12 protein-coding genes and 1 tRNA gene are annotated in these 19,387 nt (G+C 42.4%); 9 read left to right on the top strand and 4 right to left on the bottom strand.

Annotated elements, in window-relative coordinates; translation table 11 throughout:
* Positions 1–8 precede the first annotated feature (8 nt).
* Positions 9–1,700: a glycogen synthase gene (locus K8B83_RS13460; protein ID WP_223417413.1), complete on the top strand. Its 1,692-nt coding sequence runs from the start codon at positions 9–11 to the stop codon at positions 1,698–1,700.
* 92 nt (positions 1,701–1,792) lie between these two features.
* Here K8B83_RS13460 and K8B83_RS13455 read toward each other — a convergent pair whose 3' ends face one another.
* The 3 genes from K8B83_RS13455 to K8B83_RS13445 all read right to left on the bottom strand — a co-directional run bounded on the left by K8B83_RS13455 (position 1,793) and on the right by K8B83_RS13445 (position 7,051).
* A complete protein-coding gene (locus tag K8B83_RS13455; RefSeq protein ID WP_188736850.1) occupies positions 1,793–4,186 on the bottom strand; it encodes a TonB-dependent receptor plug domain-containing protein in 2,394 nt (797 codons plus the stop codon).
* Between the two features lie 233 nt (positions 4,187–4,419).
* Positions 4,420–6,141, bottom strand: a complete 1,722-nt coding sequence (locus tag K8B83_RS13450; RefSeq protein WP_188736848.1) for a phospho-sugar mutase — start codon at positions 6,139–6,141, stop codon at positions 4,420–4,422.
* 232 nt (positions 6,142–6,373) lie between these two features.
* Positions 6,374–7,051: a glutathione S-transferase family protein gene (locus K8B83_RS13445; RefSeq protein ID WP_188736845.1), complete on the bottom strand. Its 678-nt coding sequence runs from the start codon at positions 7,049–7,051 to the stop codon at positions 6,374–6,376.
* A 285-nt stretch (positions 7,052–7,336) separates the two neighbouring features.
* Between K8B83_RS13445 and K8B83_RS13440 the strand changes: the two genes are divergently transcribed.
* Entirely contained in the window at positions 7,337–7,963 is a 627-nt protein-coding gene (locus tag K8B83_RS13440) for an HD domain-containing protein (protein WP_188736843.1), read from the top strand.
* A gap of 22 nt (positions 7,964–7,985) precedes the next feature.
* Here the strand turns inward: K8B83_RS13440 and pabB are convergent, their stop codons facing one another.
* The gene (gene pabB / locus K8B83_RS13435) at positions 7,986–9,422 is read right to left on the bottom strand and encodes an aminodeoxychorismate synthase component I (RefSeq protein WP_188736841.1); all 1,437 of its coding nucleotides are present in this window, start codon (positions 9,420–9,422) and stop codon (positions 7,986–7,988) included.
* A gap of 190 nt (positions 9,423–9,612) precedes the next feature.
* On the opposite strand from pabB, the gene K8B83_RS13430 reads away from it, so the two are divergent.
* The 7 genes from K8B83_RS13430 to K8B83_RS13400 all read left to right on the top strand — a co-directional run bounded on the left by K8B83_RS13430 (position 9,613) and on the right by K8B83_RS13400 (position 19,269).
* Positions 9,613–11,169: a fumarate hydratase gene (locus K8B83_RS13430; RefSeq protein ID WP_188736839.1), complete on the top strand. Its 1,557-nt coding sequence runs from the start codon at positions 9,613–9,615 to the stop codon at positions 11,167–11,169.
* Between the two features lie 190 nt (positions 11,170–11,359).
* Positions 11,360–13,411 carry a dipeptidyl-peptidase 5 gene (locus K8B83_RS13425; protein ID WP_223417412.1) on the top strand — a complete coding sequence of 684 codons (2,052 nt, stop codon included), beginning with the start codon at positions 11,360–11,362 and terminating at the stop codon, positions 13,409–13,411.
* Positions 13,412–13,888: 477 nt separating this feature from the next.
* The gene (locus tag K8B83_RS13420; protein WP_188736835.1) at positions 13,889–14,521 is read left to right on the top strand and encodes a YchE family NAAT transporter; all 633 of its coding nucleotides are present in this window, start codon (positions 13,889–13,891) and stop codon (positions 14,519–14,521) included.
* A gap of 244 nt (positions 14,522–14,765) precedes the next feature.
* Positions 14,766–14,855: transfer RNA gene (locus tag K8B83_RS13415), tRNA-Ser, on the top strand.
* 193 nt (positions 14,856–15,048) lie between these two features.
* Positions 15,049–16,365 carry a DEAD/DEAH box helicase gene (locus K8B83_RS13410; protein ID WP_188736833.1) on the top strand — a complete coding sequence of 439 codons (1,317 nt, stop codon included), beginning with the start codon at positions 15,049–15,051 and terminating at the stop codon, positions 16,363–16,365.
* A gap of 286 nt (positions 16,366–16,651) precedes the next feature.
* Positions 16,652–18,451, top strand: coding sequence for a DUF885 domain-containing protein (locus K8B83_RS13405; RefSeq protein WP_188736830.1), 1,800 nt, complete (start codon positions 16,652–16,654; stop codon positions 18,449–18,451).
* A gap of 158 nt (positions 18,452–18,609) precedes the next feature.
* The gene (locus K8B83_RS13400; protein ID WP_188736828.1) at positions 18,610–19,269 is read left to right on the top strand and encodes a response regulator transcription factor; all 660 of its coding nucleotides are present in this window, start codon (positions 18,610–18,612) and stop codon (positions 19,267–19,269) included.
* The last annotated feature ends 118 nt before the right edge of the window (positions 19,270–19,387 follow it).

The following is a 19,387-nucleotide window of genomic DNA, read 5'->3' as shown; positions in this document are numbered from 1 at the left end:
GACCCCGAATGACCCAAGAAAATGTAAAACGTGTTTTGCTGGTGGCGGCAGAAAACGATGCATTACATGGGGCGAAGGTGGGCGGTATGGCGGATGTGATCCGCGATTTACCGCCTGCTTTGGCGCAATGTGGTGTTATAGCCGATGTGGCCATGCCAAATTATGGCTTTTTGGCTGGGCATTATCATGCAAAGCATTATGCCAATATTAGTGTTCATTTTTCGGGTGCGGAACATCATATCAAGGTGTTTTGCATGCCAAGGCCTGCTCACAAAGACGATGTATTAGCCATTCATTCTCTTCCCGGTGATCATTTACTGCCAGAGCAATTACAGCAAAATCCACCTATGGTGTATTTGTTCGACCACCCGTTATTTAATCATAATGGGCAAGTGTATTGTAACGGAGCACATGACAGACCTTTTGCCGATGATGCAACTAAATTTGCTTTATTCTCTTTGGCCGTGGCGACTTGCTTAGTTGACAATATTCTGCCTCGTTACCAGGTGCTTCATTTGCATGATTGGCATGCGGCTATGGTGGCCATGTTAAGGCAATGCGTTAATGAGTTTGAGCGTCTCAATGACATCGCCTGTGTATATACTATTCATAACTTAGCCTTGCAAGGGATCAGGCCGTTTAGTGGCGATGAATCTTCATTTGCTGCCTGGTTTCCTCAATACGCATATCAGCTTAAAGCCATTGCTAAAGTCAGCATATTTGACCCGCGATACGATAATTGTATTAATCCAATGCGTATGGGAATTGTCCTGTCTGATAAAGTCCATTTAGTGTCGCCAAGTTATGCCAAGGAAGTGCTAATGGCATCCAATCATGGCAAAGGCTTTTTTGGTGGTGAAGGCCTTGAAGGTGATTTAGCCGTTAAAGCACAGCAAGATGATTTGGTTGGCATTATTAATGGTTGTGTGTATGACAATCATCAACGCGAAACCAAAGACCGTGACTCGTATATTCAGTTACTGACGAATGCACAAAATGCCGTGTTAAGCTGGCAAGCCAATGTTGCTCATGTCAGCGCCATTGATAGTATTGCGTTGAATCGTTTATCACAATTGAGTGTCAAACTGTTACGAGAAGATACATTGCAAATCCCGTTTCTGTTGACATCGGTTGGGCGCTTAACTGAACAAAAAGTGCTGATTTTATTACAACCCTATGTTGATGGTCATGGGCATCAGCAATCCATCACTGTACTGGAGGCATTACTTCGCACCCTAAAAAAACAACAATCCAACGGGGTGTTTTGGCTATTAGGCAGTGGTGATAAACACATTGCAGCACACCTGCAAACGATTGCTGCAAAGTATGACAATCTGGTGTTTATTCATGGTTATAATGAATCAGTGTCTGACGAGTTATATCAATTAGGTGATTTATTTTTAATGCCAAGTTCATTTGAACCTTGTGGCATCAGCCAAATGTTGGCGATGAGGGCAGGTCAGCCTTGTTTAGTGCATGCCGTGGGTGGATTAAAAGACACCATTATTGATAATGAGAGTGGCTGGGCGTTTACTGGTGAGTCATTGTTACAACAGGGCAGCGCATTAGTGATGCGTTTAAGCGAAGTGTTGGCACTGTATGACACGCCTCAATGGAAAAAAGTAGCACAAAAGGCCGCACAGCAACGCTTTACCTGGGACAGTGTCGCTCAAGAATACATCGATAAGTTGTATGGTTAACAACAGTTAGTTGGGCTTAAATGAAAAAGCACCGAATTATCGGTGCTTTTTGTTTGGTACATTATTAACCTAAGCGTTGGTTAATATATTTATTAGTAAGTATAACGTAGGTCTAAGTAGTAATAACCACCGTTAAAACCAAATGGTGTATTGGTTAATGGATAAACAAAAATACCATTGAAGTTATTGTCTTCAGGACGTTTTTCAGGGTATGTGTCAAACAAGTTTTGTACGCCAAGTGTTACGGCAAGCGCATCTGTCGCTTGATAACGGGTACTTAAGTCTGTGGTCCATTTTGCATCATATTCAACTTCACTTGCTGAATAACCCACGGTGTATTTACCAAAATAACTAAAACGTAAGTTAGTGGTAAAGTCATCATATTGATGCGTAAATCCAATGTTGCCAGAATGCTTAGACGTTGCTTCTGTCATTCGAATTTCTTCAATTCTGTCGAATAACTCGCTTTCCAAACCGTTGAGTATTGACGGTAAGTTGACCGACTTAATGTCTGTTTCTTTATATGAGTAGGCTAGGTTAGTTGACACATCACCATACTGTCCCAGGTCAAATTGCTGAGTCATTACTAAATCAACGCCTTGAGTTTGGGTGTCAACTGCGTTCATAAAGAAACGCGCAGACTCTGCGTTAGTCCCTGCAAGAGCTGCAGCTATCACTGCGGAGCTTTCTTGATCAACAGAACCAGACAAAATAATTCGGTCGTCTACATCAATTTGGTATGCATCTAATGTGGCAGTAAAACCATTATCACCGTTATACACTAGGCCTGCACTGTAAGAGTGTGATATTTCGGCTTTAAGATCAGGGATCCCTAGCGCCTCTTTAATTGGCGAAAGTTGGTTAAAGGTGCCTGATTCTCGAGGCACAAATTCACCGGTGACTGGATCAGGATCAAAGAAAGTCGACACGTTAGTAAAGTATAACTGTTGTACACTTGGCGCGCGGAAACCTGTATCAGTGGTTATACGAAACGCTAACTTATCGGTGAGATCATAACGCCCAGACAACTTCCAACTGGTGTTGCTACCAAAATCAGAATAATCTTCATAGCGTACAGCAGCCGCCCAATAAAATTCGTTAGTTAATTGGTTTTCAAGTTCTATATACAAACCAACATTGGTGCGATCTTCATTCACTTCAGACTCTTCAGTAAAGCCGCCAAAACCCTGGCTGCCACCCGCTTTACCTTCATAATCACCTTGAATGTACGACTCTTCTTGGCCTGCTTCAATTTCATAACCACTTTCGCGGAACGTCACACCTGTGGCTACCATCAATTCAGAGTCATTATAAAAGTCGTAATAAGTTGACGCATCTAACGTTAAATTGAGTTCGCTATTTGACAGGGTGCCTGCATAAAAATCCGTCGGGCTGGTGGGACCTAACGAAGCATTAATGGTGTTTTCAACGTTATACTCAAAGCTGTTACTGCCAAAGCCTGCTGAGGCATCAATCGTCCATTTACCAATTTCAAAGTCGTAACCAAGTAACAAAGAAAAATCGATAATTTCAGGGCTAATTTGCGGTAAATATCCGTCTGGATAGACTTCAATGATATTACGAGAATCTATCGCACGGCGATAAAATGCACCAGAAGTTGAGTTGCGCTTGCTTATTCCACCAAATGCATACACTTTACTGGTGTCTGAAATGGCTTGCTCGGCATTGGCAAATAAACCGTAGTTATCATAATCACTGTCGCCAACATGGTGGTTTTGCCGATCAAAGGTTTCTTCGCGAGGGTCTAAACTGCCGTCATCTAATGTAGGATATTGTTGGCGAGAGTCCAGGCCTGCACGGTTTGTGGCGTTCTTTTGATGGGCTTCAAGCGATACGTTAACAAAACCATCATCGCTAATACTAAAACCTTGGTTAACACCCACACGGACTTGTTCGCCGTCACCTTCATAGGTTTGACCAATTTGGGTTGATATGCTGCCACCTTCGTCGCTGTCTTTAAGCACAACGTTAATCACACCAGCAATGGCGTCCGAACCATATAGTGCAGATGCGCCGTCGCGCAAAATTTCAATACGCTTAATGGCTGTCATTGGTATTGCGTTGAGGTCAACGTTTGAAGAGCCTTTACCCACAGTTCCTGATAAATGAACTAGTGCAGAACCATGGCGACGTTTACCATTGACTAACACTAGGGTGTGATCAGGCGACATTCCGCGCAAACTGGCAGGACGAACCGCATCACTACCATCGGTAATTGAAGAAAAAGGGAAGCTGTAACTTGGGGCTGCAAATTGCAGTGCCTTTGCGGTTTCTGTTATACCTGTGGCTTCGAGTTGCTCAGCAGTAATAATGTCCACTGGCGTCGGGCTATCAGTTGCTGTTCGCAGTGCAATGCGCGAGCCAACTACCTGAATACGTTCTAAATTCTCACCTTCTTGTGCAGCGAACGCTGTTGGGACTGTGATACTTGCAGCAACGGCCACACTAACGAGACTTTTATACATTTCATCATCCTGCTATAACGTTATGATAATTTTTATAACATTATAGAGTAAATTCACCGTTTAATAGATCAGTTTAATCTATTGTCAATTAGTTTAAAGATGCATAACTAATGACACACAGTTATAGTGAATTTTTTTAATGATCACAATGTGTTAAATTAATGTTTTAAACAAGTGGTAACACCTGTTAAATGTAACAGGTGTTTAACATTTGCCCATTAAATATAAATATATTACTCAGGCAAACTGGCTTGATGAGCTTTAATAAAGTTTGCCATTGTTTGTTGAGCGCGCATTTGTGCTGTGGCCCAGGTATCTGTTTCATCCATGCTTTCTACCACTTCGTAATAACACTTAATTTTAGGCTCAGTCCCCGAGGGTCTCACTATCACTCTGGCGTCATTTTCTAAACTGTAAATCAATACATCGCTTTTAGGTAAATCAATCACAGCGGTGCTACCATCGCAAAATGTACGACGTGATTGGCTCAAGTCATCCCAGAACTGCACCGTATAATCGGCAATTTTTTCAGGTGGTTGTTGACGTAAATACTCGCCAATATTTGGCGTGTCAGGTTTAAGGGCAATACTTATCTGTGCATTTAAGTGAAAGCCATGTTGGCGATAAATTTGCTCTAACTTATCCCAAACTGTTTGGCCTTTTTCTGCCAGTTTTGCGCACATTTGAGCAAAAGCAACCAGGGCTGACAAGCCGTCTTTGTCCCATACCATACTGCCTACGGTATAACCAAGGGCCTCTTCATAGGCAAATAAAAATTGGTTATCAGCTTCGCATCTGTTTATGCCCACATTCATTAACCATTTAAATCCGGTGAGCGTGGTATAACAGCTTGCATGAAACGACTGAGCGACTTTAGACAATAAACTTGAAGAGACAATCGTCGTGCCGACTAAACGTTGATGTGCTGGTGCGTTTGATAACAAATATTCGCCAAGTAATACGCCTACCTGATCGCCAGTTAACATTTTATAGTCATTATCAGAAGTACGTACCGCAACAGCAAAGCGGTCAGCATCTGGATCGTTAGCGCAAGCCAGCATGGCTCGATGCTTGTTCGCTTCTGCTATGACTAAATCCATTGCGCCTTCTTCTTCAGGGTTTGGGAAGTTGACGGTGGGAAAGTCGCCATCTGGCTCGCGTTGAGCTTCTACAGAATAAACTTGTTTAAAGCCTGCATCGTGTAACACCGCTTCAGCCATATTAGCGCCCACGCCATGCATGGCGGTGTAGGCTAAACTGACCTTACTTGTGTTGGCATGCTGTTGTAAAATAGTCGCATTGTGTATGCCATGACGATAAGTTTGATAAAACTCATCTTTGAGCCAAATGAGTTTGTCTTGCTCTTCAGCCAGTTCCAAATCCATAAATGGGATCGTTTGAGTTGCTGCATGCTCAATTCTGGCTGCAATACCTGAATCGTGCGGTGGAATAATCTGTGCGCCATTTTCCCAATACACTTTATAACCGTTGTACTGTGGTGGGTTATGACTCGCTGTAACGACAATACCGGCTGCTGCATTAAAGTGTTTTACCCCAAATGCCACGAGTGGCGTTGGTGCAACCTGCGCTGTTAATCGAACGGTAAAGCCCATTGCGGTGAGCACGCTAGCAGCATCATGGGCAAAAGTGTATGAATCATGGCGACCGTCATACCCAATAATTACACCGCGCGAAGCGGCGTAACTTATTTGTGATAATAAATATGCCCCCAAACCTGCGGTAGTTTGCCTAACAACTAAGCGGTTCATGGCCATGGGACCAGGACCTACGACACCTCTAAGTCCTGCAGTGCCAAACGCTAAACGCCCAGAAAACATATCTGTTAACGTGCTTTCATCTTGGTTATCAATCAGGATTTTTAAAGCCCGTTGGGTTTTTGGGTCGGGGTCTTGTTCAAACCATTGGTTAACTTGATGATGTAAGTGAGTATTCATGATTTACCTCATTGATAATCATATTTAAACGCTACAGTAACAGTAGAAAAATTACCTCATAAGAACAAGTTAAATTGTGCAATATCAGCAGTAAATAATCACAACGTGGCATATTGATTACCTCACTCATCGCGTTGTGGACTTTATGGTGAAAATGGCTAAATAAAAACGCGTAATGCAAAGCAATACGCGTTTTTAATGACTTGAGCTTGTTAACTGAATATTGGTTTAGTTAAGCTTTTGGGAAATTTTGCGGGAAGAAAGCTCGTTTTGCTTCTTCATCAAACTCACCTTTAAAAGCAATATCTTTACCGAGGTTACGGGCAGTTTCAACGGCTGGTCGTGAACTTATGCTCTCAAACCAGCGCTGTAAATGAGGGTAAGGTGTTAAGCCTTCTTCGCCTAGTACTACCGTTGCTTTGTCAATCCAGCCCCAAGCAGATACATCAGCAATAGTGTATTCATTGCCGACCAGGTATTGACGACCCGCTAAATGTTCGTTTAACACTTCATAATGGCGTTGGGCTTCACGTAAATATCGGTTAGTGGCATAAGCAATTTTCTCAGGCGCATGGTGTCTAAAGTGCACACATTGACCAGAAAAAGGGCCAAGACCAGTTGCAACAAACATTAACCATGATAGCAGTTCACCGCGGTCTTCAGCTTTACCTAAAAGCTGACCAGACTTTTCAGCTAAGTATAATAAAATCGCGTTTGAATCGAATACTCTGACGCCATTGTCTTCAATTGCAGGGGTTTTAGCATTTGGGTTAATCGCTTTAAATTCAGCAGTATGTTGCTCACCTTTAAGGGTATCAACAGGCACCAGTTCAAAAGGTAAACCGGTTTCGGCAAGAAACAATGCAACTTTCATTGGGTTAGGGCCTGGATGGAAAAAAAACTTAAGCATGAGTCACTCCTTTTCTATTAGGGCTAATATTGAAACAGATTTTGAGTGAACGCTCAACATTATTTTGAACAATCGGTCAAAAATTATGAGCCTTTATTTCGCCATGGCGTGTTTAGTCATAGAAATAACCTGAATTTTGGTTTTTATTTGTTTGTGTATGCTTTAACAGAAAAAGGGTTTTATTGTGGCTAATCAGTCATTAGCATGCTTTGATGTATGGCATTGGTTTTATACATTGCCAATATGAGTAGAAACTATAAATCAGTGAGCCGCGCAAGGAATAGCATGATCGAACAATATGAAGATCAATTGATTGAATTTATTAAAATAGAAATGCAACAAGATTTAGCCCATGATATTCGTCATGTGTGTAGAGTCGTTAACATGGCCAAATCGTTATGCTTAAGTGAAGGTGCAAACATGGACGTTGTGGTACCCGCAGCCTATTTACACGATTGTTTTTCGTTTGCTAAAAATCATCCAGACCGTGCTCAGAGCTCTCGTTTTGCGGCAGATAAAGCGATCGCGTTTTTGCGCAATATTGACTATCCCAAAACACTACTGCCCGCCATTCACCATGCGATTGTCGCCCACAGTTACAGTGCCAATATTAAGCCACAAAGTCTCGAAGCTCAAATAGTTCAAGATGCCGACAGGCTAGATGCATTAGGGGCCATTGGCATTGCAAGGTGTCTTCAAGTCAGCACCAGCCTTGGTGTGAGCTTATACCATGTAGATGACCCATTTTGTATCAACAGACAAGCCAATGATCGGCTTTTTGCGATTGACCACTTCTTCACAAAATTATTTAAGCTTGCTGACACCATGCACACCGAATCTGCAAAAATAGAAGCCAGCAAAAGAATTAAGTATATGAAAAGCTTTTTGGCTCAATTAAGTACTGAGATTTAACGGCTTAGAAAATATCAGCGTATTATTGTTTATTCAGATTCTCTAACAAGGGCAAGATTTTACTGACTTTATCAAAGCTTTCTTGATATTCCGCTTTTGCATCAGAATCGGCCACAATACCGCCGCCCGCCCAACAATATATGTTGTTTTGCTCGGTCACTAAGGTGCGAATGGTAATGCTGGTGTCCATATTGCCGTCCTGGCTGATGTAACCAATACTGCCGCAATACAGGTTTCGTCTTGATGGTTCTAACTCTTCGATAATTTGCATGGCGCGTATTTTGGGGGCGCCGGTAATCGAACCGCCAGGAAAGGCGGCCTGGAGTAAATCAAAGGCGTTATGATCCGCTGCCAGTGTGGCTGTTACCGTGCTCACTAAATGATGTACAGCAGGAAAGCTTTCAATTGCAAATAACGACGGCACCTTAACACTGCCAGCTGCGGCGACTTTACCAATGTCGTTACGCAGTAAATCCACAATCATGACATTCTCGGCGCGATCTTTCTCAGATCCACGTAATGTGTCAGCTGCAAGCAAGTCTAAGCTAGGGTCAATATTACGTGGCAAGGTGCCTTTGATGGGTTTGGTTTCGATAACATTATGCTGTAAGCGGATAAAGCGTTCAGGCGAAATGGATAGTACACAATGCTCAGGTAAACGCATAAATGCAGAAAAGGGCGCTTGGTTAGCACAAGACAATGCACAATACGCTTGCCATTCGTCACCTTGATATTGCGCTTCAAAGCGCTGGGTTAAATTGATTTGATAGCAGTCACCGCTGAGTAAATATTGCTGCACCTGAGCAAATTTACGCTGGTATTCTTGCTCTGTTATTTGATTTTTCCATGCTGATGTTAAGCTAAAATCTTGTGCGCCGACGTGAGCATCTACATTATCTTTGTGTTTAGATTGTATTTTTGAGTGAATTAAATTCACCTCAAAATCAAGCGCAGATTTTCCATTAAAATGATATGCATACCAAGATTTTTCCTCATAGCTGTAGAGCAGGCAGAAATCATAAAATCCTATATTCATCTCTTTTAAGTGAATATCTTTGTTGGCTATTTCAGGCAGTTTTTCAATGCTGCGACCCAAATCATAACCCCAAGCACCAACTGCACCGACACTAAAAGGGTGTTCACATGCTTGAACCGCGGGATAAAGTAAATGGTGGATATGGGCTAAGGTTTCAAGTGGCGTTTGTGCATCAGCAAAGGCGATGTTGAGCTGCGCAATATTAGGATCAATTGCAGTAAACTGACACTTGCCCTCATCACTGGTTAATGTGGCGATGGGATTAATGGCAATAACATCATACTTAGCATCGGCATGAGCGGCATGAGCTGAGTCGAGTAACATCGCCCATGGGGTGTCACAAAATAATGCAAACAGTTGTTTTGTCTCAATTTGCCAATCTAATTTTTGCCCATAAAGTGCATTTTTTGCCCGCGCAAACATCGATGACCCTTATCTAAAAATGTGATGTAGCCCAAAAAGGATGGAAAGAGTATCATATTGGTCTAAATAGTTAACCTCAGTTTGGTAAGCGTCTAATGAGTCGTCATTTATTTGAGCGATTCATAGATAATACCCAACTGTGTGTTAAAGATAATAATGTTAGGCCGCAATGGCTGCTGGAGCGCCCACTATGTCGAGCAATACCCCTACAACTCATTCTAATTCTCCTGTTGTGATAAAACAGGCTGATTTTATTGAAAGTATCGCAGATTCACTACAGTACATTTCTTACTATCACCCTAAAGACTTTGTTGATGCGATGTACAATGCATACCAACGTGAGCAAAGCGCTGCCGCTAAAGATGCGATCGCACAAATTTTGATTAACTCGCGTATGTCTGCCGAAGGTAAGCGTCCGTTGTGTCAAGACACGGGGATTGTCACCACATTTGTAAAAATTGGTATGTCGGTACAGTGGGACAAAACCGATATGACAGTACAAGAAATGGTCGATGAAGGTGTACGCCGTGCATACACTAATCCAGATAACCCATTACGTGCATCGATTGTTGCCGATCCCGCTGGCGTGCGCAAAAACACCAAAGACAATACACCGTCGGTTGTACACATTGATATGGTTGCTGGTAATCAGGTTGAAGTGATGATTGCAGCTAAAGGCGGCGGATCTGAAAACAAATCAAAAATGGCGATGTTAAACCCGTCTGATGATATTGCAGCTTGGGTAGAGAAAACCTTACCGACTATGGGAGCGGGTTGGTGCCCACCGGGTATGCTCGGCATAGGCATTGGCGGCACGGCTGAAAAAGCTGCTGTAATGGCAAAAGAGTCATTAATGGATCCGGTTGATATTCATGAGTTAATGGCTCGCGGCGCTCAAACAAGTGAAGAAAAATTACGTTTAGACATTTTTGAGCGTGCTAATAACTTAGGCATAGGTGCCCAAGGTTTAGGTGGCTTAACGACAGTGTTAGACATCAAAATCAAATCTGCGCCAACTCATGCTGCGTCAAAGCCTGTGGTGATGATCCCTAACTGTGCGGCAACTCGCCATGTGCACTTTCATTTAGACGGCACAGGCCCTGTTGAATTGGCGCCACCTTCTTTATCTGACTGGCCAGAAATCACGCGCGAAGCGGGCGAGAACACCCATCGGGTAAATTTAGATAACATTACACAGGCAGAAATCGAAACCTGGAAGAGCGGTGATACCTTATTGCTTAACGGTAAAATGTTAACCGGCCGTGATGCGGCGCATAAGCGCATTCAATCGTTATTAGATTCAGGCGAAGGTCTACCTGAAGGTGTCGATTTTAAAGGTAAATTTATTTACTACGTTGGCCCAGTTGATCCAGTGCGTGAAGAAGTGGTTGGCCCAGCGGGCCCAACAACGGCAACCCGTATGGATAAATTCACCGACATGATGCTAGAAAAAACCGGCCTAATGGGCATGATTGGTAAGTCTGAGCGTGGCCCTGAAACGGTGGCATCGATTAAAAAGCACAAAGCTGTGTATTTAATGGCTGTGGGCGGTGCGGCGTATTTAGTGTCTAAAGCCATTAAAAAAGCACGCGTCGTTGCCTTCGAAGACTTAGGAATGGAAGCCATTTACGAGTTTGAAGTGCAAGACATGCCAGTGACCGTTGCGGTAGACTCAAATGGCGTTAATGCTCACGAGACTGGCCCTGCAATATGGAAAGTGAATATTGCCAATAGCAAAGCTAAATAATCGTCGTTATTTACGGCAAACACATAGACTCACTACAGTGTCAATGTGATAAGACGCTCAGGTTTACAGCTGTTTACAAAAGGCCTGTTGCCTGAGCGTTTTGCTTTCGCTAGTCTGCAATATATCTTTGTTGTAAGCCAGCACAACACGGCTCACAATCACTACTAAAAACAATTGAGACTCCATAACAATGAAAAAGTCCTCTGTATTATTTGCACTGGTTGCCGCAGGAATGGCAACATCAGCACTTGCGGCTCAGCCGACCCCTTTTAATGTGCAGCAATTAGTCAATTTAAATAAAGTGCATTCAGCTGCCGTGTCAAACGACGGTAAAAGCCTTGTCTATGGCGTTAAAGTGATCGATGAACAAGGTAACGCCAGTTCAGATCTATTTTTACTTGATTTAAATAATAAAAATGCCACACCCAAACAGCTGACCTCAGCAGAAGGTACTGAGCATGATGTCAGCTTTTCAGCTGATGGCCAGTCAATTTACTTTCTGGCAAGCCGTACGGGCAGCAGCCAGTTATATCAGTTAGCCCTTAATGGTGGTGAAGCCATTGCTGTCACTGATTTACCTCTCGATGTGAATGGTTACAAATTGTCCCAAGATGGCAAACAAGTTGTCATGACCATGCGCGTGTTTCCAGAGTGTGCTGATTTAGCCTGTTCTAAAGACAAGTTCACCGCCATTGATGAAAGTAAAACATCAGGCCGTGAATACAAGCAGTTAATGGTGCGTCATTGGGACACATGGGAAGACCATGCCCGTAATCATTTATTTGTTGCGCAAATTAACGGTAAAAAAATTACCGCCCCCGTTAATGTGACCGCCAATCGCGACACAGAAACACCGCCTAAACCGTTTTCTGGTATGGAAGAAGTGACTTTCACCCCAGACGGTAAATACGTAGTGTACAGTGCAAAAGCGCCAAGTCGCGATCAAGCCTGGACCACTAACTACGATTTATGGCAAGTGCCTGTCACTGGCGGCGACACCGTAAACTTAACAGAAGCCAACACAGCTTGGGACTCACAACCTACGTTTTCAGCCGATGGTCGTTACCTAGCTTATTTAGCCATGACAAAACCAGGCTATGAAGCTGACCGTTACCGTATCATGTTAAGAGATAACGTAACCGGACAAGAAAAAGAAGTCGCACCTTTGTGGGATCGTAGTCCACACTCAATCAGTTTTAGTGCTGATGGCCGTACTTTATATGTTGCTGCGCAAGATGTTGGCCAGGTCAGTATTTTTGAAGTGAATACTCAATTTGGTGATGTGCGTCCTATTTATAATCAAGGTAGCAATAGTTTAATTGCGGTCACTAACAACAAATTGATTTTCCAAAAATCATCTCTTGTTGAACCTGGTGATATCTATAGCGTCACTTCAGAAGGTGAGCAACTCACTAAGTTAACCGATGTTAACAAAGACAAACTGGCTAACATCAAATTTGGTGAGTACGAGCAGTTTAATTTTAAAGGCTGGAATGACGAAACCGTTCATGGTTACTGGATTAAGCCAGCTAATTATGAAGAAGGTAAAAAATACCCGATAGCGTATTTAGTCCATGGTGGTCCACAAGGCTCATTTGGCAACAGTTTTAGTGGTCGCTGGAATGCGCAATTATGGGCTGGTGCAGGCTATGGTGTTGTCATGGTCGACTTTCATGGTTCTACCGGTTATGGCCAGGCATTTACCGATTCTATCGGCAAAGATTGGGACGGCAAGCCACTTGAAGATCTTAAAAAAGGTATAGCAGCCGTTACGGCGCAACAACCTTGGTTAGATGCGAATAATGCGTGTGCATTAGGTGGCTCATATGGCGGTTACATGATGAACTGGATCCAGGGCCAATGGAACGATGGATTCAAGTGTCTTGTTAACCATGCCGGTCTTTTTGACATGCGCTCAATGTACTATGTAACTGAAGAGTTATGGTTCCCTGAATATGAGTTTGGCGGCTCATACGACAAGAACAAAGCACTTTATGAGAAGTTTAACCCAGTTAACTATGTTGAAAACTGGAAAACGCCTATGTTAGTGATCCACGGTGAAAAAGATTACCGTGTACCTTATGGTCAAGGTTTAGCGGCATATACCTACATGCAGCGTAATGGTATTCCATCTGAGTTGTTAGTGTTTCCAGACGAAAATCACTGGATTTTAAATCAAGACAACTTACAGCAATGGTACAAAAACGTATTAGGTTGGATGGACCGTTGGACTGCAAAATAGTGGTAATGACGAGTTAACGGGTTAAGGTAAAAACCACTTGCTTGGTATGACCCAAGTAATAAGAGATGTCACTTAAGGTGGCATCTCTTTTTTTGCCTTCAGCTTACCTTAACGTTAGTAATTTTCATCATGGTTGTTTTATGCTCAATGGCAAGCTGTATTGCAAACATACAAATGTGTTAACTAAATTATCAAAAACCAAGCGGCTTTGTATAAATGTTCAGCGCTCATTGTGCAATAAGGCCATATAAACACGGCAAGATTGTTAATTGTGAAATATAATTACGCAAAAATATGATGATAAAAATCACTTTGATCTCACCAATGATACTCTTTACTGTTATTCGGATTAGATTTTATAGGGCAAAGTGGCGTTGAAATAACAAAAAATCTCATTATGTAAACTAGGGGGTTTCAGCTACATTAGCGCGCTCAGAAACGAGCGTTAATTCAGGTCATATCAAGAGGGTACAGTTAGTGGATTTTATGCTTTATACCAAGTTCTTCTTAGGGCTGTTAGCGATCATTAATCCGGTAGGGTTATTGCCTGTATTTGTGAGTTTAACTAGCCATCAAACAGCAGTAGAGCGTGAACACACTAACCGGGTAGCAAACTTTGCCGTGGTGGTGATCCTATTAGTGACTATGATTGCTGGCCAGCATATTTTAAGCATGTTTAGTATTTCGCTATCAGCATTTCGCATTGCTGGTGGTAGCTTGATTTGCATTATCGCAATGTCGATGTTGCAAGGTAAAATCAGTGAAGTTAAACGCAACCAAGAAGAAGACCGTGAAGCATCGGCAATGGAATCTGTTGCTGTGGTGCCCTTAGCGTTGCCTTTAATGGCGGGCCCCGGTGCCATTAGTTCGGTGATTGTGTTTGCGGCTGAGCACAACCAAATGGTTAACTTCATCGGGATGTTTTTAACCATTGTCACTTTAGGTTTAGTGAGCTGGGGATTATTTCGCATGGCGCCAATGCTGTTTAAATTTTTGGGCAAAACCGGCATTAACGTGATTACTCGTTTAATGGGGTTATTAATGTTGTCTCTCGGTATTGAAGTTATCTCAGCAGGGGTAAAGGGCTTATTTCCAACGCTTATTGGATAGAAATGGTCGTAAGTTGTCGAGCATTTGTGCAAACGTTTGATAGTGGGGTGATTTAGCTTGACCCGCTATCGGCATTTGCGTAAAGTACGCCACGATTAGCATTACCACTGGTTATTTTTTTATTCATAAGCGGTAATGATGGTTTACTGAACACTAAGTAGACGTGATTTTTAATTGCTCTACAACACAGTAAACACAGCAATATTTGGAATTATGTACAAAACGTATTTAACTCCGCAAAATTGGTGAGCTGGCTGAGTGGCTGAAGGCGCACGCCTGGAAAGTGTGTTTAGGTTAATCCCTAACGAGAGTTCGAATCTCTCGCTCACCGCCAAATATAAAAAAAGACGTCCTTGGGCGTCTTTTTTTATTTCTGTTATCCACTCTCAATGTCATTCATACCAATAGGATAAATAAGTGATCACAGATTGCTGATTGGTATCAAGTGTATTGACCTGTGAGTGAATGCTATACTTACCCGCACGCTTTTATTTGGTTTATTTTTTTTAATATTGAGTACTCATTTCATGCCATTTTCGACACTTGGATTACGTGACACTATTGTCAACGCCTTAGCTGAAGTGAGTTACAGCAACCCAACCCCAATTCAACAACAAACCATTCCGGTCATTTTACAAGGTAAAAACCTGCTTGCCGCCGCGCAAACCGGTACCGGTAAAACCGCCAGTTTTGTGCTGCCAATATTAGAGCGTTTAGCTGACACGCAAGCTGAACGTAAAAAGCGTATTCGCGCCCTAATTTTAACGCCTACCCGAGAGCTAGCCGTACAAGTACAAAGCAACATAATTGCCTATGCTAAATATGTTGGCGTGACCTCATTTGTGGTTTATGGCGGTGTTGACGACAAGCCGCAAAAACAAGCGCTTATTGATGGGGTTGATATTTTAGTTGCTACACCTGGGCGTTTACTGGATTTATACACCCAGCGCGCAGTGCATTTTGACGAGCTAGAAGTGTTAGTGCTTGATGAAGCTGACCGCATGCTAGACATGGGCTTTATTGAAGACATCAATAAAATCATCGATAAACTGCCATCAGATCGCCAAAGCTTGTTGTTTTCTGCTACATTATCAAATCAGGTGCGCGCTCTGGCTAAAACGGCCATACACCGTCCGGTTGAAATTTCTTTGATTGCCGATAAAAGCGCTGCTCCCAAGATTGACCAATGGATCACAACGGTCGACAAAGACAAAAAATCAGCTTTATTAAGTCATTTGATCAAAACCCAAGCCTGGGATCAAGCGCTGATATTTATTGAAACCAAGCAAGGCGCCGCCAAACTAGTCAGCCAATTAGAAAAGCGCGATATTGAAGCCGAGTGTATTCACAGTGGCCGCAGCCAGCCAGTACGCGAACAAATTTTAGCTGATTTTAAATCGGGTAAAATTCAGTATCTTGTCGCAACAGGCATAGCGTCTCGTGGTATCGATATTGACGATCTGTCCCGGGTTATCAACTACGACCTGCCGTATCCTGCCGATGATTACATTCATCGCATTGGACGTACAGGTAGAGCAGGGGCGAGTGGTGAGGCAATATCGTTTGTTTCCAAAGATGATTTTAAAAACCTGTGTATGATTGAAAGCCGATTAGGGCATTTGCTCGAGCGTAAAGTGATTGAAGGGTTTGAGCCAAGCAAACCTGTGCCTGAGTCTATCCTCAATTACGTGCCTAAAAGCAGGCAAAATAAACCGAAAACTCAAGATGAAAGGCCAACCTTAAGTGTAGGTAAATCTAAAGGCGACAATACTGATTTTAGAAAAGCAAAAACACAAAAAGCACCCATAAAAAAAGGGCCAAAGCCTAACCCTTGGAATCTATAACAATCTTATTCATGACTTAAGCGCGGTATGCGCTTAAGCCATGCTTGTTTCTAGCTGCATAGTCTGGCACACATCTTCTACCATTAACTTAGCAGGCCTTAGGTCCACACCTTTTATTGTCATATCATGATGAATTAAGGCGTGCCCAGTGACGCTTCAGCATTGCCTGCTCTTAAAGGCATTTTTTGTGTCACAAAAGGTGTCAAGTGGCTGCAAAAAATCAGCGGGCATGCTTAACTATGTGCATACCAATCAAAAACAAGAACGATAAATTTAGGGACATAAAATGAAGAAAGCATTATTGCCTTTGGCCATTTCTTTTGCGCTTACAAGTTTGCTCGGCTGTAGTGACAATCAAGCGAGTGTCGCAACTGAACAAACCACAGCGGCAAAAGAGGCTGCCACACCTTTAGGTGCCGAAAAAGTTAACTTTGGTGAATACTCTCAACAGTTTATTGATGAGCTCTGGCAATTGTCGCCAACATGGGCACTCTACAGTGGTAAACATGTTAACGATGGATATTTAGAGATCCCCAACAAACAAAGCCGTGACAAGACGTTAGCTTTTGTCGACAAACAGCAAACCGCCTTAGCCCAGTTTGATCCACTGACATTGTCTCCCAATGAACAAATTGACTATAAATTGCTTAGTAATTTAGCCGAATCAATGAAATGGGATATACACAGTTTTAAAAGCTGGCAATGGGATCCATCAAACTACAATGTTGCTGGAGGTTTTGCACAAATTATTAATGAAGATTTTGCACCGCTTGATGAGCGATTAACCTCTGTTATTGCGCGCCTTGAAAATGTGCCGGCCTATTATGAGGCCGCCAGAGCAAACATAAGCGACCCAACGTTAGAACACACGCAACTTGCCATTATGCAAAACCAAGGTGCGTTTTCGGTATTATCTGATGCATTAGCAAAGCAAGTGGCAGACTCAGGTTTAACGGCTGAACAAAAAGCCTTGTTTACCGAACGATTTGATGCCGCAAAAGCCGCCATTACTCAACATATTGACTGGCTGAGTGAGCTTGAAGTAAAACTGACCAAAGATGGCGCGCGTGATTTTCGTATTGGTGAAACCTTATACGAAGAAAAATTTGCTTTTGATATTCAATCGGGTATGACCGCTAAACAGTTATATGAAAAAGCAATCGCAGACAAAAACCAAATCCAACAAGAAATGGCCAAAATTACCACACAAATTTGGTCTAAATACATTAACACGCCAAAGCCAACCGATGACAAAGTGGCCATTCGACAATTAATTGATGTGTTATCAGCTAAGCATGTTAAGCGCGAAGATTTCGTAGCAGAAGTGCGTCAACAGATCCCAGAGCTGATTCAGTTCGTTAACGACAAACAGCTTGTCACGCTAGATCCTAATAAACCGTTAATAGTACGTGAAACCCCAGAATACATGCGTGGGTTTGCTGGCGCATCTATCAGTGCTCCTGGGCCATATGATCAAGGCGGCAATACCTACTATAACGTGTCGCCTCTAGATAGCATGAGCGATGAGTCAGCCGAAAGCTATTTACGTGAGTACAATCATTGGATTTTACAAGTACTGAATATTCACGAGGCTATTCCTGGCCACTACACCCAACTTGTTTATTCAAACCAGTCACCGAGTTTAGTGAAAAGTTTATTTGGCAATGGTGCCATGATTGAAGGCTGGGCGGTTTACACTGAGCGAATGATGCTAGAAGAGGGCTACGGTAATTTTGAGCCTGAAATGTGGTTAATGTATTACAAGTGGAACCTACGAGTGATTTGTAACACCATCCTAGATTACAGCATTCAGGTTAAAGGCATGGGTGAGCAAGAGGTGATAAGCCTACTTGAAAACGAAGCATTTCAGCAACGTGCAGAAGCTGAAGGTAAATGGCGCCGTGCAACATTAAGCCAGGTTCAGTTAACCAGTTATTATGCAGGTTACCGTGAAATTTATGATTTTCGTGAACAGCAAAAAGCGCTACTGGGCGATGATTTTGACTTAAAGCAATTCCATGAAACATTTTTAAGTTATGGCAGTGCACCAGTTAAATTTATTAAGCAATTAATGACAGAAAAGTAATTCTGTTATCACCATCAATTGCTGCAAATGGCCTGATTACGATCGGGCCATTTTTTTGCTTTTTAAAAAGTTAATATTAATGTGATATCTCAACATAGTCAGCCACGAATAGATGTGATAATCTAAATAGAAATCGTTATCATTAAGTGGTTTTGTGTATGAAACATATCCTATTAATTGAATTAAACTCTGCAACTAATAAACTATTCTATCAATTAACGGCACAAGGTTATTGTGTGCATCATGTTAATAATGCGTTCGATGCCTTGATAAAAATGGAAACGTTAACTCTAGACGCCATTTTACTCGATTTTGCCGTCCCCAAAATGGATTCGTTTTGGCTTTTAGTGGCCAGAAAGGCGCCAACACCTGTTATCGTGATTGCAGATGCCAATAATGAACTTGAACGCATTAATGCACTCGAACTTGGTGCAGATGATTATCTTAGCCACCCGGTGAATGTTCGTGAGTTACAACTGCGTCTCAATGTGCTTAAACGACGATCACAACCGCCTTTAAACGATACCTTCTGCGAGCAAATTAGTTTTGATGATACTGACTATACTGTCCATTTAGTTGATAAGTCATTAGTGTTGACTCAAACAGAATATCGCCTGTTTAAATACCTTTTTGAACATAAAGGTAAAGTGGTAACCAAAGCAGAATTACAGCAACGGGTGTTACACAAAGAACTAGGCCGATTTGACCGTAATCTTGATATGCATATCAGCAATACTAGACGTAAGCTTGCACAAGGTAATTTACCACGTGAATTGATAAATACCGTACGCGGGCAGGGTTACAGCTTTAGCTTTTAAAGGTTCACAGTAATAGCCGCATTTGATAAGCTATGGCGCATAAAATAAGGCATATAAATGCCTAAGTAACTTGAGCACGGTATATAAACACCTTTCAAACAGCCCTTTGCCTGTTAAC

Source organism: Shewanella inventionis (assembly GCF_019931735.1).
In the GTDB taxonomy this organism is placed as follows: Bacteria; Pseudomonadota; Gammaproteobacteria; order Enterobacterales; family Shewanellaceae; genus Shewanella; species Shewanella inventionis.
Note: the sequence above shows the minus strand (reverse complement) of the source record. Positions and strands in the feature narration are given on the sequence as shown.

Excerpts from the sequence above, each read along its gene's own strand:
- K8B83_RS13460 (WP_223417413.1), top strand. The coding sequence starts at position 9 with ATGACCCAAGAAAATGTAAAACGTGTTTTGCTGGTGGCGGCAGAAAAC.
- K8B83_RS13455 (WP_188736850.1), bottom strand. The coding sequence starts at position 4,186 with ATGTATAAAAGTCTCGTTAGTGTGGCCGTTGCTGCAAGTATCACAGTC.
- K8B83_RS13450 (WP_188736848.1), bottom strand. The coding sequence starts at position 6,141 with ATGAATACTCACTTACATCATCAAGTTAACCAATGGTTTGAACAAGAC.
- K8B83_RS13445 (WP_188736845.1), bottom strand. The coding sequence starts at position 7,051 with ATGCTTAAGTTTTTTTTCCATCCAGGCCCTAACCCAATGAAAGTTGCA.
- K8B83_RS13440 (WP_188736843.1), top strand. The coding sequence starts at position 7,337 with ATGATCGAACAATATGAAGATCAATTGATTGAATTTATTAAAATAGAA.
- pabB (WP_188736841.1), bottom strand. The coding sequence starts at position 9,422 with ATGTTTGCGCGGGCAAAAAATGCACTTTATGGGCAAAAATTAGATTGG.
- K8B83_RS13430 (WP_188736839.1), top strand. The coding sequence starts at position 9,613 with ATGTCGAGCAATACCCCTACAACTCATTCTAATTCTCCTGTTGTGATA.
- K8B83_RS13425 (WP_223417412.1), top strand. The coding sequence starts at position 11,360 with ATGAAAAAGTCCTCTGTATTATTTGCACTGGTTGCCGCAGGAATGGCA.
- K8B83_RS13410 (WP_188736833.1), top strand. The coding sequence starts at position 15,049 with ATGCCATTTTCGACACTTGGATTACGTGACACTATTGTCAACGCCTTA.
- K8B83_RS13405 (WP_188736830.1), top strand. The coding sequence starts at position 16,652 with ATGAAGAAAGCATTATTGCCTTTGGCCATTTCTTTTGCGCTTACAAGT.
- K8B83_RS13400 (WP_188736828.1), top strand. The coding sequence starts at position 18,610 with ATGAAACATATCCTATTAATTGAATTAAACTCTGCAACTAATAAACTA.